The sequence below is a fragment of the Thioclava sp. F1Mire-8 genome (assembly GCF_002213165.1).
GTDB classification, from domain to species: Bacteria; Pseudomonadota; Alphaproteobacteria; order Rhodobacterales; family Rhodobacteraceae; genus Thioclava; species Thioclava nitratireducens.
This window is the reverse complement of the sequence record NZ_NBNY01000004.1, coordinates 225,421-238,109: the sequence shown is the minus strand read 5'-3', so window position 1 is coordinate 238,109 and position 12,689 is coordinate 225,421. Positions and strand designations below refer to the sequence as shown.

The following is a 12,689-nucleotide window of genomic DNA, read 5'->3' as shown; positions in this document are numbered from 1 at the left end:
CGAGCGACATGGCCGAGCCGCATCCCGCCACCGATCCTGCTCTGGGTGTCGTCATTGTCACCTATCGATCCTCGGATGTGATCGCGGCCTGCATCGCCTCGCTGCGGGCGGCGACCGGCGTGGCGCTGCATGTGGTGGTAGTCGACAATGCCTCGCCCGATGACACGGTCGAGGTGATCCGCGCAGCCGTCCCCGATCTGATGGGGGCTGCGGAGGCGGGTCAGGACGGCATCGCGCTGATCGAGGCGGGGGCCAATGGCGGGTTTGCTGCGGGCGTCAATCTGGGGCTGGCACGGCTCGCGGCCAATCCCGCGCTCGACCGGTTCTGGCTGCTCAACCCCGATTGCGTGGTGCCGCCCGAGACGCCTGCCGCCCTCGCCTCGCATGATCCCGGACCGCGAGGCGCCGCGATGATCGCGCATCGGGTGGTCTATGGCGATGATCCGGGCACGATCCAGATCGACGGCGGCGTGATCGACCGGCGCACCGGGATCACCCATAACCTCAACCAGTTCGCCCCCGCCGACAGCCCTGCCCCAGACCCGTCGCGCATCGATTTCGTCACCGGCGCGAGCCTTGTCGCGACCCGCGCCCATCTCGAGCGTGCAGGGCCGATGACGGAGGACTTTTTCCTTTACTACGAAGAGGTCGACTGGGCGCTGCGCCGGGGCAATCTGCCGATCTCCTATTGCGAAGGCGCAATCGTTCATCACGTTGCGGGCACGGCGATCGGCTCGCAGCGGATGGGCTCGGTCGCCTCGCCGTTCTCGCAATATTTCAAGCATCGCGCACGCGCGATGTTCCTGCGCCGCCATTTCCCCGCCGGGCTGATCGGCGGCGCGGCGTGGTCGCTTGCCAAAGCCGCGCAATTGCGGGCGCAGGGGCATGGAGCGGAAGCCGCGGCCCTGTTGCGGGGTTTCTTCGGAATGGCACCGCCCGATCCGGTTCTGGCCGCGCTCAGCCCGGAGGCACGGGCAAAGATCGGCCGTTAATCCCGCCGATGACTCTGTGCAAACCGCGTGTAGCTGGTGGCGCGCGCCTCAGGCCGTGCCGTGTCCTCGGGGGCGTCGGCCCGCTCTTTCACCGCTTCGGTCAGCATCCACATGCCGGCGCCGAACAGGAAGAAGGTGAAGGCGTAGATCGACTCCCAGACATAGACGGTGCAGAGCGTGAAGGTCATCCCCGCGAAGGTGAACACCCAGGAGCGACGGAAATTCTGCATCCGCGTATCGCCGCTGAAATCCCGGAACATCACCTTGAACAGCCCCCAGACATAGCCGCTCGTGACCAGCAGGAAGCCGGGGATGCCATAGCGCACCGCCATCACCAGCCAGAAATTATCCATCGAGCCGGAATACATGTACCACGGTCGCACCCAGTCGTTCAGGCCGATCCCGAAGACCGGGTTGGCCCAGACATTCTTCAGCCCCCACTCGAAGATGATCGTGCGCCAATAGGCGGTATGGGCCGAGAAGGTCGCGTAGCTGAGAAACACCATGATCGGCGAGCGGTTCGACAGCAGGTCAACCGTGACATAGGCGAAAGCGAAGAGCCCCGTCAGCAGCCACCAGCGCCATTCGATCCGCACGAAGGTGATATACCAGCCGATCAGCCCCAGTTGCAGCAGCAGCGACAGAAGCGCGCCCGAAGACAGCGCGAGAAAGCCATTGAGCAGGATCATCCCGCTCGCCACCACCCGCCACCCTAGCGATTTGATCCCGTCGAAGGCCACGAAGGCGAAGGCGAAGACGACCGAGCAATAGAGCCCGAAATGGATCGGATGCGCGAAGGGGCCCTGCACACGCTCCAGCCCCAAGCGCGGCTCCTGAAAGTTGTAGGTGATCGTGCTCATTCCCGGCAGCTTGTCGATCAGCGTCGGGATCAGGGTCGTGCCGGTCTTGGTCTCGTAAAGCGAAAATGGCGTCAGGATCAGCACCGACCAGATCAGCACCTTGCCCAGCGCCGCGAAATCCTCGCGCGAGCGGATATAGGCGCGCCCGATCAGGTAGCCTCCCAGCACCTCGAGCCCCACCGAGCCCGCTTGCTGAATGACGCGATCCGGGTTGTTGACCGCGAGCGCGACCGACAGCCACAGCGCATGGAACAGGAACAGCCAGTCCACCGGCAATATCCGCCCCGCGCGCCCGCTGAAGACCCGCGCGAAGGCGGGCAGGATGAAGAACATCAGCACGAGACGGCTTCCGGTGATCGCAAGCGGGCCGAGGTTAAACTTGAAGGGCAGCAGGATCGACAGCACGAACAGCAGCACCGGCCACGGCAGTTTCGCGGTCGCGAGCGCGGCGGTCTCGGCAATGCGGTTTCGCCCACCCGCACGGCGTGTCGGGCGCGCATGCTCCTGCATGGTGCCACCGATCGCCCCGGCGCGCATCAGCGCATCGCCCCGCTCACCGCCGGGCGGCTCGCGGTCAGATCAAGGGCTTCAAGCTCGCCGTGGAAGCTGCCCTTGCCGAAGGGATTGCCCAGCGCAAGGCCCCAATATTCCATCGGCTTGAGCCGCCCCGAGACGGTGCCTTTGCCGATCACCTCCTCGCCCGCCAGCACCTCGAAAAGACTATCCTCCGAGGCGTAGCGGAAGGTGATGTCGTGCCATTTTCCGTCATAGATCGGCACGCGTTTGGTGCGAAGGAACAGCCGCTGCCCACTCTCGGGCCAGAACTCGACCTCGAAGGTACCGCGCCCGGTAACCCGCACGATCAGCGATTGATGCAGGCGCAACAGTTCTCCCGCGGATTTGTAATCGCCCATCGCTCGCAGGCTCATATGCAGCGAGAAGCGATCTGCTCCGAAGAGAGGGGCGACCATCTCGCGCGGGATCACCACTGCGCCCCCGCCGAGCCCGAATTCCAATGCGCCGGGGCTGAGCGGGATCGAGTCGAGCACTTTCGGCTGCGACCCGGCATGCGAGATCACCCGGCCCAGTTGCGGATCGTAGCTGAGGATACGGTCGTCGCGGACCATGACGTAGCCGGTGCTCTGCGCGCTCCGCCCATCGGGCAGCGTGAGCGAGAGGGTCACTTTGTGCCGACCCGGCATTCGGAAGCCCACCGGCACCTGCACACCATCGAGACTGGTCTGCCCGTCGATCTGCCACTCATAGGCGACCTCGGCGGGGTCCACGCCTTCGGGAAGCACACTCGCGCGCGCATCGAATTGCAGCGTCGTGCCGCCTCCCTCGCCGCGGGCAAACCGCATGACCGGCTGGAACGCATCCGGACCGCCGAGGATATCCAGCATCGGCGCACCGATCCCGCTCCCGGCCAATGGACCACTCGGCAGATAGGCGTAATTCGCGATCTCACGCGGCGCACCGGTGCGCGCGGCGACGAAAATATCGTCGTAATAGCCCGCCCGCTGCGGCGTGATGTCCTGGATCAGCAGGTTGTCCCGCACTCTCCAGTCGGGCTGCCCCGCGGGCCCTGCGATCTCGCTCACCGCATTGCGGGCGATCTCGACGGCGCGGGCGTCGCGCGCCACGCGGATCTGCGGGATCCAGAGAACCGGGTCGCGTTTCTCGCCCTCGGAATAGACATCATGGATGAGCGTGTTGTTGGCGATCTTCACGCCGTCCGCCTCCCCCAAAGTGATCCCGTGCAGATGGGCGTTGATGATGACGTTCCCGCTGATCTCGACGTTGCGGTAGAACATCTCCGCCCCGGCCTTGCCGCGATCGACCAGCTCGTTGCGCATCAGGATCGACTGGGTGAAGTCGCCCTCCCCGGAATTGAGCAGATTGCCCCGGATCGCGATGTCGCGGCTCGGTCGCTCGGTCCCAGCGGTCCAGAACTGGATCATGTCGGCATGATCGCCGGACGCGACCGCGCGACGGAAATCGTGAATGTGGTTGCCCGCGATCTCGGCGCGCTCGATCTGGGCGAAGTTCAGCCCGTCCATCCGCATGTCGTGGATGTCGTTGCCGACCAGATTCAGATCGGTGCAATCGGTGAAGATCGCGCCGCGATAGAAGCGTCGGAACTCGGAGCTCTCGACCGTGATCCCGGTCGAGGCGCGCACGGCGAGGCCGAAAGCAGTCGGCAGCGGGCCCTGCTCGATCAACTCGCGATCGGGCGGCGCGAGGTCACCGTCGAACACCACATTGCGGATTGTCAGATTGCGCGTGGTAAAGACCTGAAACGGGCGCGTGTTGGACCGGTCTCCCTCTGCGTAACGATAGTCGAAAATCACCGCCTCGATCACGACATGACTGACCTCCTGCAGGTCCATTCGCGCGATCACCGCCGGGTTGCCCGGATCGGCAGAGCGAAAGGTGATCGGCGCATCCTCTCGCCCCTCCATACCCCGCAGATCGAGAGCGTCATAGTCGCCCGGCGCGATCAGGACCGTATCGCCCGGCTCCAGCTTCGCCCCGATCCGCGCGAGTGCTTCCGTATCCGAGACCTGCCAATCGCGCGCCATTGCGGGCCATGCGCCGAGCATGACAAATCCGACGGTCAAAAGCCCACGCCATCCGACGCGGGCCGCATGCCTCGTGGTGAATGCGATCTGCTCCATCGCTGCCTGCCTGTCCCGGGCCGCTTCTTGCGGCTCTGATGTCTTGACGTCACGCTAGCGTGAGGGCGATCAACGCAGCAAGCGCTTTAACCCAGATTTAACTTTTCACGTCACCTTTGTGGCCTTCGCGCCGCTAAAGCCGCCCGAAAATCGCCTGCCGCAGCATCCAGCCCATCCGCGCAAGCCGCAGCCTTGCGAGCGTCCCCACCGCGCGGCGACGCTCGGTCGCACCGTTCAGCTCGGGATGGCGCAGGACCTTCGGCAGATGGGCGAGTATCGACACCGGCATCAACAGCGCCTTCGCGCCCCAACGCAGCCGCGCGGGCAGGCTCGCGCCATTCACACCGAAGCCTTCCTCGGTCAGGCGCCGCCATTTGCGCGACAGCGCCGCCCAATCCTGCCGCGACGGATGGCCCACGCGCAGCCTTTCTGCATAAACCAGAGAATACCCCTTCGCGGTCGCCCGGTGGCACCAGTCCAGATCCTCCGACAGCCCGGCGATGAAGGGGCCGGTGGCCTCATAAACATCGCGCCGGGTCAGCAGGTTGCCGGTGCCGGAGAAGCCTTTCTCCTCGATATAGCGGCGGAAATCGAATGCGAAGACGGTCTCGAACGCCTCCGCGCCAGAACGCGGCGGCGGAGTCTCGTCGAAGACGAAGACATGCCCGCCGACCAGATCGCCCTGCCCGGCCACGGCGAAAGCGGTCGCGATCCAGTCCGGGTCGGCCACGCAATCGCTGTCGATGAAGAACAGCCGCTCCGCCGTCGTCTCCGCCACGCCGCGATTGCGGGCCTCTGCCGCGCCCTTCTTGGTCTCGGTGACGATCCGAAGGTCGGGATAGGCCGCGCGGACGGGGCCAAGATCATCGGTCGAGCCATTGTCGACCACCAGCAGCTCGCAACGCGCATCCAGCTGCGGCGCAAGCGTCTCCAGGCAGCGCATCAGCCGCGTGACATCGTTGAAATGCGGGATGATGATCGCGGCCTGGGCCATCATAGAGCCTTCATCAGGTTTAACAGCGCCGCGTCATAGGCGGCGAGCCGGTCGATCCCCCGCGCCAGCGCCGATTGCGCCTCTGCGGCCAGCGTCTCGCGATTGGCGAACCCTCGCTCCAGCGCGGCCATCACCGTATCCGTATCCGCCGTGGTCGCATCGACCGTGTGATCGTAGCCAAGCGCGCCGAAAAGCCCCGCGAACTTTCGGCTATAGGCAAGCGGCACCACCGCGACACCCGCCGAAAATGCCGCGATACAGGCATGCATCCGCGCCCCGGTGAAGAAATCGAGCCCGGCGATATAGCTCTTGGCCTCGGAGGGGCTTGCGAAGGCAGGCGCGCAGATCGCGTCATGCTCGGCCGCCAGCGTCTCACAGGCGCGCAGGTCATCCTCGATCACCATCGGGCCTTCGGGCACGATCACATGCGGGACCAGATGGACCTCCGCTCCCTGCCCCTTGAACCAGTCGATCGCGCGCGCGATCAGCGCGGGATAATCCAGCGCCATCCCGAAATCATTGCTCCCGTGATAGCCCCCCGCCATCAACAGCCCCGAGACATTGACGCCGACGCGCACCGGGCCACCGTCGCACGGCACGGGCGGATCGTAGGGCAGCCGCAGCGCCAGATCGGAGGCCAGAACCGGCGCGCCGCGATAGCCCAGATCGTCCAGCGCCGCGCGCGAGCGTTCGTCGCGCACCGCCACCAGAGCCGAACGGTTGAGGCTCATGCGCGCCAGCCGCTTCGACCAGCCCTTGGTGAACGGCCCGACCGTCTGCGGCGCGACCACCAAAGGCGTGCCCGCGAGATGGGTGGCGAACTTCATCCAGAACATCTTCACCAGCCGCGAGGTGCCGTAGATGTCCGCGAAACTGTCGCCGCCGCCAATGTCGATCACCAGATCGGCGGCCTTAACTTCGGCCCACAACCCTTTGGGAGATTTCAGAAACGCGCCATCCACCTCGATCAGCCGCAGGTCATCGCCCGCGACATAGGGCGCGCGCCGGTCCTTCCAGTCGAGCACGGTAATCGCGATCTCGCGCCCCGCTTTCGTGGCCAGATCGCGCAGCAGGGCGATCTCCGACACGGTCAGTGCGCCAACGCCAAGATTGTCCGAGCGCGTCGAGTGAAAGATCATGCAGACGCGCAGCGTTCGGCTCATATCCGTCCTCGCCAGACGCGGCGCATCGTGCCTGCGAAGTTGCGCAGGTTCCGCGTCACCGGGTTCTGCAACGCGCAGGCGCGCAGGTTCATCCCCTCATAGCGCGGGATCGGGCGGGCCATCAGCTTGAGCGCCGCGAGACGCGCGAAAAGGGCGCGGCGGCGCTCGCGCTGACCGGGTTGGATCGCGGCGAGGTCCGTCACATCGAACGGCGCGGTCTCGACCGCCTCTGCCGCTTCGGCCTCCCTCAGAATGTCCGCGCCGAGCCGCGTGCGCGCCACGATCAGGCTGCGCCCCGGCGCCTCCTCGAACAGCGGATAGCCTTCGTCATCGGCTTCCCACGCATCGGCGCAGACCAGATCGGCGGCAACCCCGGTGCCATCGGCGCAAATCTTGCAGCGATGCTGGACATGGCGCGAGAGCACCCCGCCCCAGGCCGCGTGATAGCTCGTCTCGCGGGTGGAGCCATCATGCAGCGTGGCCACCGTCTTGCCCGGCCAGCCATTGCCGCGATAGCGCAGGCCTGTCAGTTGATCCTCGGGCGCGCCCATCTCCGCCAGCAACTCCCGCGCGCCCTCCGCGCCGGGAACGCCCGCGCAGAAGAAGGACAGGATCACCGGGAAAGTCCGGGCGAGTTTCGGATCGCGCGCGACCAGCGCCCGCAAAGCCACCGCATCGCAAGGCTTCCCGATCACCGCGAAGCGCCGCCCATCCGCGATCAGCGCCGACAGATCGGCCAGCGGGGCTGAGGGCGCATAGCGCGAGCCCGCAGCCCCCAGAACCTCGTCGCGCGTGGTGCTCAGCCGCATCCGGTTTCCGATCGGGTTTTCGGGGTCGGGTTCGATCTGGGCGATGGCATCGACACGACCCGATTGCAGCAGATGCAGCGCCAGCGCCGAGAGCGCCCCGCCCGAGGCCCCCGCATGGCGCAGGTCCGCGTCGGTGGCATGGCCCGCTTTCATCTGCATGAACCGCCCCCAAAGCGGCTCCTCTCCGGGCGCGACGCGCTGCGCGCTTTGCCCCAAGCCCGGGCAGCACGCGGCTATGGCGGTCTCCGCACGCGCACTGATCTCGGCGCTCTGCACCGGGCGCAGGAAGCCCCGCGCATCAGACGCCATCGCGATCTCATCCGGTGCGACCCCGGCGCAAAGCCCGCAGCCTGCACAGAGATCACCCGCCGCGACATGCGCGAGCGCATCGCTCGAAGGCGTCGAAATGGGGTTGTGATGGGTCATGCTCGGCCGCCCTGCTTTTTCACGAAGTTGAACAGCAAAGCCGGGAATCTGGCAAGGCGGCACACCGCCGGAGACCTCGGTTGACGTGGCTGTCAGGCCACAGCCGTAATGCCGCGCTTGACCAAGCGGTACCCAGGGCGGGATTATGGGCGCAAAACATGCGCGGGCGGCCAAACCCCGCCCCATATCGGACAGTACATGCTTCGCACCGCGATCCTCATCCTCAGCGGGAACGCCGCCACCTCGGCGCTGATGCTCGCGCGCAACCTCGTGATCGCGCGGCTGATCCCGGTCGCCGATTACGGCGTGGCCGCGACCTTCGCGATGGTGATGGCGGTGATCGAGATGGGCTCGACGCTGGGGCTGCAGCAGCAGATCGTACAGTCCAAGCGCGGCGACGACCCCGCGTTTCAGGCAGCACTGCAAGGTTTCCAGCTATTGCGCGGCGTGATCGCGGCGGCGGCGCTGTTCGTGCTGGCCGGGCCGATCGCCGGCTTCCTCGATATCCCAGAGGCCGCATCTGCCTATCGCTGGCTCGCGCTGGTACCGCTCCTGACGGCGGCGCAGCATTTCGACATCCACCGCGCCCAGCGCAGGGGCCACTATCGCCCGATGCTGCTGACAGGCGCCCTGCCCGCACTGGCCGCGCTGATCGCAATCTGGCCGCTTTCGCGTCTCTTCGACGACTGGCAGGTGGCGCTTTGGGCGATCCTGCTGCACGCGGCCCTCGGGGTTCTGGTCTCGCACCTGATGGCCGAGCGCCGCTACCGCCTGCGCCTCGACCGCGCCGAGATGCGCGCGAACCTGGGTTTCGGCGCGCCGCTTCTGGCCAATGCGGCCCTGATGTATCTCGTCTTTCAGGGCGACAAGATCATCGTCGGGCGACTGGCAGGAATGGAGGCGCTGGCGGTCTTCGCGATGGGCATGACGCTGACGCTGACGCCCACGCTGATCGGCGCGAAGTCGGTGCAGAACCTCTTTTTACCGAAACTCTCGGCCGCACATGGCCGTGCGGACGCCTCCGCGCATCGCCAGCTTGCCGGGGCGACATTCGAGGGGATGTTCCTCACCGGATCGACCCTCCTGCTGGGCACGGTCCTGATCGGACCGTTCGTCGTCACCGCCCTTCTGGGGACGAAATATGCAAGCCTCCTGCCGCTCCTGATCCCCTTCGCGCTTATGAACGCGCTCCGCGCGATCAAGAACGGGCCGAGCACGGTCGCGCTCTCTGCGGGGCAGACCGATAACGGTTTTTGGGGGAACCTGCCCCGGATCGCGGTTCTCCCGCTGAGCTGTTGGGCGCTTGCCCAGACCGGCTCGGTCGTGCCGGTGATCTGGCTCGGGGTCACGGGCGAGGCGATCGGTCTTGGCGTGGCGCTCTGGCGGCTGTCGCGGGTTATGGCGCTGCCACAGGTTGGCCGCGCTGCGCTGACGACCGCACTCGTGCTGGTCGCGATCCCGCTGATTACACTTGCCGCGCCCGGCACGCTGCTGATCTGGCCGATCGCGCTGCTCCTGATCGCGGCGCAACTTGCCGCCCTACCCCATCTGCGGGCCTATTTCGGACACCCGCAGATCGGCACTGCCTGACGCCGCGCCTCTTTACGATTTTCGTGCTACACTCTCCGATGACGCGCGCCATAAACCAAAGAGGGAGGATCGGTATGAACCGATTTCTGGGTTATGTCTTCGTCGCGGCGCTCTCATTCGCTACGCCTGCCCTCGCGGAGGAGATGCGCGAGGTTCCGGTGTATTTCTCAGCCGGAGCGGATAACGCGGTTCTGAGCGATCGCATCAAGGGCTATGACAGCGTGATCTACACGATCGGCGCCGAGGCCGGTCAGACGATCGATATCAAGCTGTCCACGAAACACACCGCCACGTATTTCAACCTCTACGGTCCCGGGAGCGGGCCCGGCGATCAGGCGATCATGAACAGCCAGTTCACGCCCGAGCTGAACCACTACACCGGCACGCTGCCCAGCTCGGGGACATACAAGATCTCGGTCTACATGATGCGCTCGGCGGCGCGGCGCGACGAGGTTGCGAATTTCGACATCCGGATCGGGATCACCGGCGAGACCGGCGCGATCGTGCAGGGCGATTATGCCGACGGGCTGCAGGGCGGGCCGGATTTCTGGCAGGTCCAGACCGGCGATATCAACGATCCGCTGAACCTGCGCGCGAGGCCCTCGACCGGGGCTACGATCCTCGGCCGGTTCCCCGAGGGGGCGATCCTGCGCAACATGGGCTGCCGAATGGCCGAGGGTCAGCGCTGGTGCCAGGTCGCGGCCACCGAGGGCTATCTGACCGGCTGGGTCGCAGGACGCTATCTGCGAGAAGGCTCTGCCCCGCCACCGCGCGTGGCCGAACCCGAGACCCGCGATCAGCAGGTCCAGTTCGCCCCCGGCACGAGCGGCGCGGTGCTGAGATCGACCCTCGACCCCGGCGCTGCGGTCAACTACCGGCTCGGCGCGCGGGCCAAGCAGTTCCTGACGGCACAGCTCCAGACAGGCTCGCCTGCGGTGCATTTCAACATCTTCACCCCGGACGGCCAGCTTCTCTACGAGAGCCGCGGCGGTAGGCGCGACTATCGCGGACAGCTCTGGCTCAACGGCGAAAACCGGATCACGGTGTACAATATCGGCGACGCCCCTGCCCCCTTCACGATGATCGTCGGGATCGAGTGAGCGCGGGCGCAAAGCCGGGAGGACAATCCAATGAACAAGAGGACGACACTCTCACGCAGGGCCGCCACCGCGGCCCTGGCGGGCATGACCCTGAGCGCGTTCGCAGCCTGCGTTCCAGAGCCACCCGACGGACGGCCAAGCCCGCTCGACGGGCACTGGGTCGGTAGGTACACCCCTCAGAGCATGCGTGTGATGGATCGGCCCTGCACGCCGGGCTACGGCGGGATATTCATCCGGGACGGCCGGGTTTCGGGCCAGGCCACCAACACCTACGGAGCTTCCTACAGGGTAACCGGGCAAGTCGTCGGAGCCGACCGGATCGTCGGGAATTTCTACTTCCGAACGCGCTCTGTCGGCTCACTCAAGGGGCAGCTCGTCAAAGGGCGCCTCGTGGGGGATTATCAAAACGTCGACGGGTGCAGCGGCACCTGGGTCGCGACGCGACAATGAGGAGGCTTACTCGGAAACTTTTTTCACGAATTGGGACTTCAGCCCCATCTGGCCGATGCCGGGCACCTTGCAGTCGATATCGTGATCGCCGTCGACGAGACGGATGCCGCGCACCTTGGTGCCGACCTTCACCACCGAGGAGGAGCCCTTCACCTTGAGGTCCTTGATCACGGTCACCGTGTCGCCGTCGTTCAGCACGTTGCCCACCGCGTCGCGCACCTCCGCGGGCGCATCCGCGTCACCCGAGGCCGACCATTCATGGCCGCATTCGGGACAGATCAGCAGGGCGTCCATCTCGTAGGTGAAGGACGAGTTGCATTCGGGGCACGGGGGCAAGGTATCGCTCATGGGTCATGCCCTTAGTCTCGCGCGCCTGTTATCGCCAGAAAAATCTTTCTCCTGCGACGAAAAGCGGGAAGCGATCTGTGCGGCTCCGGCCCGCTCAGGCTGGATCAGGCAAGCCGTGAACCTCGCCAGCGCGCAGGACCTCTGGCGCATAGGCCTTGCGGGAAAACACCTCGCGGACGTCCTCGACGAAGCTCTCCAGCGGGTCCATCGGATAGGCCGGATCGAAGCTCGACTGATCCCAGCGCTCGCAGAATTGCTCGCAGCTGCGATAACAGGGGTGGTCCTTGAATTTCTGGCGCTCCTCCGGGTCCCAACCGTAGTGATGGCCGTAATAGGCGATCTGGAAAATGCCGTGATGTTCGACCACCCACGAGACCTCCTCGCGGACATAGGGCCGCAGAATTTCCGCCGCCATCCGGTCGTGGTTCTGGGGCGCGAGCCGGTCGCCGATGTCGTGCAGCAGTGCCGCCACGATCCAGTCAAGATCCGCCCCGTCCCGCCGCGCCCGGGTCGCCGCCTGCAGCCCGTGTTCGAGCCGCGTGATCTGGTAGCCCGACAGCGTCTCCTCCGCCTGCGCGGCGAGTTCGCGCAACAACCGATCCGCCGTTCCCGCAAGGAAAGGCTTCTCCAGCTCTTCGAGCAGTTCGTAATCTTCGCGGGTGCCGTCTTTCATCTGGGTGAAGGAGACTGTCGGTCCGGATGCGGTCATCTGCGGTCCTTCCGGTTGCGGGTTTCATTCCTCGGCCGCCTCGGGCCACACCGGACATCGTGACGCGGGATGGCGAAAATGGCCAGAGCGCGGCCGCACCTTCCAGTTTCACCCCGAACGGAAAGAGGCCCTCTCCGGGGGGCGGAGAGGGCCAGTTTCGCCGATCAGGCTCATTAGTTTACCGCCCGAGCTGTTTTTAGTCTCGCCTGGGCCTTCTCGGCGTCTGGGACGAGCGCACCCGCCCCGGATCTCGTTGTTGCGCACGGCGGCGCTCAGTGCAGCGCCATCTCGCGCGCGGTCATCAGGGTGACGGTGGTCGCACCGCCGCCCATCCGGATATCGGTCACGTCAAGCGCGTGGTGATCGAGGTCGCCGCCGAGGCAGGCGATCTCGGTGCCCGTGAAAGTCGCGTCGATCAGCGAGGTCAGCCCCTCGCCCACCAGCTCGGCCTCGATGCCACCGGGGATGCGGCGCGTCGTTTTGGGGGTCACCCGCTTATTGCCGACGATCAGGTCCAATTTCCGCTCCTTGCCGCCTTTGGCGGTCGTTTCTGTCCCTCGGGCCGCGCCC

At 66.0% G+C, this 12,689-nt stretch carries 11 protein-coding genes; 3 read left to right on the top strand and 8 right to left on the bottom strand.

Going from position 1 to position 12,689, the window contains the following annotated elements:
• The first annotated feature begins 8 nt into the window (after positions 1 to 8).
• Positions 9 to 992 (top strand): glycosyltransferase family 2 protein, encoded by a 984-nt coding sequence (locus B6V75_RS14780; protein ID WP_088720193.1) that lies wholly within the window; start codon positions 9 to 11, stop codon positions 990 to 992.
• Here B6V75_RS14780 and B6V75_RS14775 read toward each other — a convergent pair.
• From B6V75_RS14775 to B6V75_RS14755, 5 genes are all read right to left on the bottom strand, one after another.
• A complete protein-coding gene (locus B6V75_RS14775; RefSeq protein WP_088720192.1) occupies positions 989 to 2,389 on the bottom strand; it encodes an O-antigen ligase family protein in 1,401 nt (466 codons plus the stop codon). The genes B6V75_RS14780 and B6V75_RS14775 overlap by 4 nt on opposite strands.
• On the bottom strand, positions 2,389 to 4,530 hold the full coding sequence (locus tag B6V75_RS14770; RefSeq protein WP_088720191.1) for a right-handed parallel beta-helix repeat-containing protein: 2,142 nt from the start codon (positions 4,528 to 4,530) through the stop codon (positions 2,389 to 2,391). The genes B6V75_RS14775 and B6V75_RS14770 overlap by 1 nt, the downstream gene beginning before the upstream one ends.
• Before the next feature lie 133 nt (positions 4,531 to 4,663).
• Positions 4,664 to 5,527 (bottom strand): glycosyltransferase family 2 protein, encoded by an 864-nt coding sequence (locus tag B6V75_RS14765; RefSeq protein ID WP_240496977.1) that lies wholly within the window; start codon positions 5,525 to 5,527, stop codon positions 4,664 to 4,666.
• The gene (locus tag B6V75_RS14760) at positions 5,524 to 6,687 is read right to left on the bottom strand and encodes a polysaccharide pyruvyl transferase family protein (RefSeq protein ID WP_088720190.1); all 1,164 of its coding nucleotides are present in this window, start codon (positions 6,685 to 6,687) and stop codon (positions 5,524 to 5,526) included. Before B6V75_RS14760 ends, B6V75_RS14765 begins: the two co-directional genes overlap by 4 nt.
• Complete coding sequence (locus tag B6V75_RS14755) at positions 6,684 to 7,922, bottom strand: Coenzyme F420 hydrogenase/dehydrogenase, beta subunit C-terminal domain (RefSeq protein WP_088720189.1); 1,239 nt, start codon at positions 7,920 to 7,922, stop codon at positions 6,684 to 6,686. The genes B6V75_RS14760 and B6V75_RS14755 overlap by 4 nt, the downstream gene beginning before the upstream one ends.
• A gap of 198 nt (positions 7,923 to 8,120) precedes the next feature.
• Here B6V75_RS14755 and B6V75_RS14750 point away from each other — a divergent pair, with 198 nt between their 5' ends.
• On the top strand, positions 8,121 to 9,512 hold the full coding sequence (locus tag B6V75_RS14750; protein WP_168174489.1) for an oligosaccharide flippase family protein: 1,392 nt from the start codon (positions 8,121 to 8,123) through the stop codon (positions 9,510 to 9,512).
• A 74-nt stretch (positions 9,513 to 9,586) separates the two neighbouring features.
• The gene (locus B6V75_RS14745) at positions 9,587 to 10,612 is read left to right on the top strand and encodes an SH3 domain-containing protein (RefSeq protein WP_168174488.1); all 1,026 of its coding nucleotides are present in this window, start codon (positions 9,587 to 9,589) and stop codon (positions 10,610 to 10,612) included.
• A 456-nt stretch (positions 10,613 to 11,068) separates the two neighbouring features.
• Here the strand turns inward: B6V75_RS14745 and B6V75_RS14735 are convergent, their stop codons facing one another.
• From B6V75_RS14735 to B6V75_RS14725, 3 genes are all read right to left on the bottom strand, one after another.
• The gene (locus tag B6V75_RS14735) at positions 11,069 to 11,410 is read right to left on the bottom strand and encodes a zinc ribbon domain-containing protein YjdM (RefSeq protein WP_075775641.1); all 342 of its coding nucleotides are present in this window, start codon (positions 11,408 to 11,410) and stop codon (positions 11,069 to 11,071) included.
• A gap of 94 nt (positions 11,411 to 11,504) precedes the next feature.
• On the bottom strand, positions 11,505 to 12,119 hold the full coding sequence (locus B6V75_RS14730) for an HD domain-containing protein (RefSeq protein WP_240496976.1): 615 nt from the start codon (positions 12,117 to 12,119) through the stop codon (positions 11,505 to 11,507).
• Positions 12,120 to 12,391: 272 nt separating this feature from the next.
• Positions 12,392 to 12,637 (bottom strand): hypothetical protein, encoded by a 246-nt coding sequence (locus B6V75_RS14725; protein WP_075775644.1) that lies wholly within the window; start codon positions 12,635 to 12,637, stop codon positions 12,392 to 12,394.
• Positions 12,638 to 12,689: the final 52 nt, after the last annotated feature.

Excerpts from the sequence above, each read along its gene's own strand:
- B6V75_RS14780 (WP_088720193.1), top strand. The coding sequence starts at position 9 with ATGGCCGAGCCGCATCCCGCCACCGATCCTGCTCTGGGTGTCGTCATT.
- B6V75_RS14775 (WP_088720192.1), bottom strand. The coding sequence starts at position 2,389 with ATGCGCGCCGGGGCGATCGGTGGCACCATGCAGGAGCATGCGCGCCCG.
- B6V75_RS14770 (WP_088720191.1), bottom strand. The coding sequence starts at position 4,530 with ATGGAGCAGATCGCATTCACCACGAGGCATGCGGCCCGCGTCGGATGG.
- B6V75_RS14765 (WP_240496977.1), bottom strand. The coding sequence starts at position 5,527 with ATGATGGCCCAGGCCGCGATCATCATCCCGCATTTCAACGATGTCACG.
- B6V75_RS14760 (WP_088720190.1), bottom strand. The coding sequence starts at position 6,687 with ATGAGCCGAACGCTGCGCGTCTGCATGATCTTTCACTCGACGCGCTCG.
- B6V75_RS14755 (WP_088720189.1), bottom strand. The coding sequence starts at position 7,922 with ATGACCCATCACAACCCCATTTCGACGCCTTCGAGCGATGCGCTCGCG.
- B6V75_RS14750 (WP_168174489.1), top strand. The coding sequence starts at position 8,121 with ATGCTTCGCACCGCGATCCTCATCCTCAGCGGGAACGCCGCCACCTCG.
- B6V75_RS14745 (WP_168174488.1), top strand. The coding sequence starts at position 9,587 with ATGAACCGATTTCTGGGTTATGTCTTCGTCGCGGCGCTCTCATTCGCT.
- B6V75_RS14735 (WP_075775641.1), bottom strand. The coding sequence starts at position 11,410 with ATGAGCGATACCTTGCCCCCGTGCCCCGAATGCAACTCGTCCTTCACC.
- B6V75_RS14730 (WP_240496976.1), bottom strand. The coding sequence starts at position 12,119 with ATGACCGCATCCGGACCGACAGTCTCCTTCACCCAGATGAAAGACGGC.